Here is a 3,061-nt window from a genome sequence, read left to right as displayed (position 1 = left end):
AATCAAAGTGTTGCGGAATTAAGGATATCCTCTAATGTCGTCAATCTTAAAATATCGTTTTTGTGTCTTTGGAACTTTATATATCTTGTTATTTTTAGAAAACCCTTTTCCAGTGCCTCTGTAGATGTCTTCTTCTGAGTCTCGATATGAATTTCCTGCATGACAAGCATCTATAGTAACGTATAGTATTCCATGTTCTCCAATTTTTTTACGGATTTTGATAAGGTATGTGTTTAATATGTCATCTGTTAAATGCTTATTTCCGGAATAAACATTTTGTTCATAATATAAATGGGCATCAAAGGGGACGAAGGACTCGTCCCAACCATCTTGTTCATCTCCATTTATATCCTCAAATGGTTGTCCATGACCAGAAAAATGGATATAAACAATATCTCCTTCTTTGGTTTTTTTTGTGAGATAATTCAACTCTTTAATAATGTTTTCATACGTAGCATTGGCGTTCTTAAGTTCTCTTATGGAAAAGCCATTTAGCACAGATTTCATTAAATCTACATCGTTAGCACCATGAATGTTTTTCCATCCTGTATTATCGCCATATGTGGAGATCCCTACCAATAGCGCATTCCTTTTTTGAGCATGAGCTATTTGGATGCTAGATAGGATTACAAACGCGTATAATAAGATTTTGTTTGTTTGCATAAAGAATTATTTATTATAGGAAAATATTGCTTAGGGTTCTTTCTCACTTAATAATTGCCATATCCCTCCGTATCTCCAGGAGGAGGAAACGGAAATGCACCATTGTTGGTAGAAGTCAGGAACATATGCCCTTTGCCATAGCAGCTTTCCATCTCGGCGAAAGCATAGAGGATGTGGCCGCGTTCGCATTCTTTTCTTGCTTGATGAAACCATTTGGCATATTCTGGATCATAGTCCTTTCCGGCTTTTGCCAAAGTGGGGAAACTGTCGATGAAACGGTCTGCTAATTCGCAGACAGGAATATCTTCCATCGGCCATTTCTCATGTTTCCCTTCGCGATTAACAGACCGGAATATACCATTTGATGTATTGATGGCGAGGTCAGTCCAACCTTCACCGGCAAAAACTGCTCCGCACTTAGAGGCTGTCAGTTTCTTTATGGTAGTGATGCAACGCCAGCTGCATCCGTTCGGTGATATAGACGGACAAATGCGTATCAGTTCATATCCGCGTTTGTGTAATTCTTCTATCGTCTTAAAGAACTTGATGTGCGGGATTTTCCATCGATATTCCCTGATGGGCATTAGAAACTCCAATAGTTCTTCGGACGTGACATTAGAATTTGTCCAGTAGGCCCTTCTGGATATGAATGTCCCGATTACAAAAAGGCAATACACATTGTCTATCATCAAGAAGTCGGGCATTTCATTGATCTTGAAACATTGAATCCAGCACTGGTAATCAGCTGGTGAAGTACAGAATCCTAACCTCTCTTCCAAGTTGCAGTCATTAGAATGCTTCGAACCTGATTGCTGGACTTCTTGTTCCAGGTGCGGAATGCAGGAAATCATTTCATCCCAGAACTTCGACGGGATAGTGTCAATCTTTTCCTTGTATTGCTGGATGGCCTCATGGCTGCCAAGCAAAGTCAGCGATTCGTCCCAGAAGCAGTCCTGATAGTACTGCACGTCTTCTTCGCTGAAACAGCAGATGACCACTTGCCCGGGATAACTATCCCTGATATGAGCGAAGACTGTGTGAAGGGCAATGCGGGCAGCCTCTTTTTTAGGGAACCCATACACGCCTGTGCTGATGCACGAAAAAGCGATACTCGAAAGCTCGTTTTCTTCGGCAATCTTCATGGCAGAATCATAACAAGAGGCAAGTAACTTGCCTTCCCCGTGATGCCCACCATGCCAAACTGGCCCTACCGCATGAATCACCTTCTTACAGGGAAGGTTATATGCATCGGTCATCTTGCATCGGCCCGTTTCGCAACCTCCAAGCGTCATGCATTCTTGGAGTAGTCCTTTGCCAGCTGCCCGGTGGATGGCTCCATCAACACCGCCACCACCAAGCAAGCTCTTGTTGGCTGCGTTGACGATAGCCTCAGTTGGAAGTTTGGTGATGTCTCCGACAACGATTTTGATTCTATCGCTATAAGTTTCCATATTCCTATAATAACGTGAGTTCGACGAAATATAAGTGTCTGAAAATTTGGTGATTAGCGAAAATTATTGTAACTTTAAAGTGCTAAAAATCAAAAGTTTACGAACAATAATCGCTATGATCACCGAGGACAAAGTTACTGAAATTTTCTGTATTGCGGATGACTTCTGCAAAGTTTTTGATGCCCAAATGGAAAAATATACCATAAAAAGCAATTTAAAACGCAAATATCATCGTGAATCGACCATGTCAAAGGCTGAAATTATGGTTATCATTATACTTTTCCACAGTTCAGGCTTTCGTTGCTTAAAGCATTTCTACAAAGAATATGTATGTGTGCATCTTCGACACTTGTTTCCCAATGTTGTGTCATACAATCGTTTTGTGGAACTCCAGAAGACTATTGCTATTCCTTTAACTATCTTTATAAAGAAGGTGCTTTTAGGAAAATGTACAGGAATCAGTTTCGTGGATAGCACCCCTCTTCGTGTATGTAGGAACCAGAGAATCCTTATCCATAAGACATTTAAAGGTATCGCTCAAAGAGGTAAATGTTCTATGGGATGGTTCTTCGGTTTTAAGCTTCATCTGATATGTAATGAAAAAGGAGAATTGCTGAATTTTATGATTACTCCTGGTGATATTGACGACCGTAAACCATTGGAATATAAAGCCTTTGTTGATTTCATCTACGGCAAACTTGTTGGAGATAAGGGGTATATAGGCAAGAACCTATTCGATAAACTTTTCGTTGATGGGATACAACTTATCACGAAACTAAAAAGCAACATGAAGGGGTCTATCATGAAAATATCAGATAGACTCTTGCTTAGAAAGCGGGCTATCATAGAGACCGTTAACGATGAACTTAAGAATATTGCACAGGTGGAACATTCCAGACACAGATCTTTCGACAACTTTATTGTCAATACTCTTGGAGCTTTGGCTG

General features: G+C 40.4%; 2 protein-coding genes and 1 pseudogene. 1 reads left to right on the top strand and 2 read right to left on the bottom strand.

Annotated elements, in window-relative coordinates:
- Positions 1–18 precede the first annotated feature (18 nt).
- Entirely contained in the window at positions 19–663 is a 645-nt protein-coding gene (locus tag QVO99_RS02090; protein ID WP_022315934.1) for a caspase family protein, read from the bottom strand.
- A gap of 953 nt (positions 664–1,616) precedes the next feature.
- Positions 1,617–2,114, bottom strand: a pseudogene (locus tag QVO99_RS02085) (O-acetyl-ADP-ribose deacetylase); the annotation flags it as partial.
- 115 nt (positions 2,115–2,229) lie between these two features.
- Here QVO99_RS02085 and QVO99_RS02080 point away from each other — a divergent pair.
- Positions 2,230–3,061, top strand: an 832-nt coding sequence (locus QVO99_RS02080) for an IS982 family transposase (RefSeq protein WP_288176878.1), incomplete at its 3' end; no start/stop codon positions are given.

The sequence above is a fragment of the Prevotella sp. CAG:592 genome (assembly GCF_000436015.1).
GTDB classification, from domain to species: domain Bacteria; phylum Bacteroidota; class Bacteroidia; order Bacteroidales; family Bacteroidaceae; genus Prevotella; species Prevotella pectinovora.
Note: the sequence above shows the minus strand (reverse complement) of the source record. Positions and strands in the feature narration are given on the sequence as shown.

What these genes read in the sequence shown, in the direction of transcription:
- QVO99_RS02090 (WP_022315934.1), bottom strand. Translation starts at nt 663, where the DNA reads ATGCAAACAAACAAAATCTTATTATACGCGTTTGTAATCCTATCTAGC.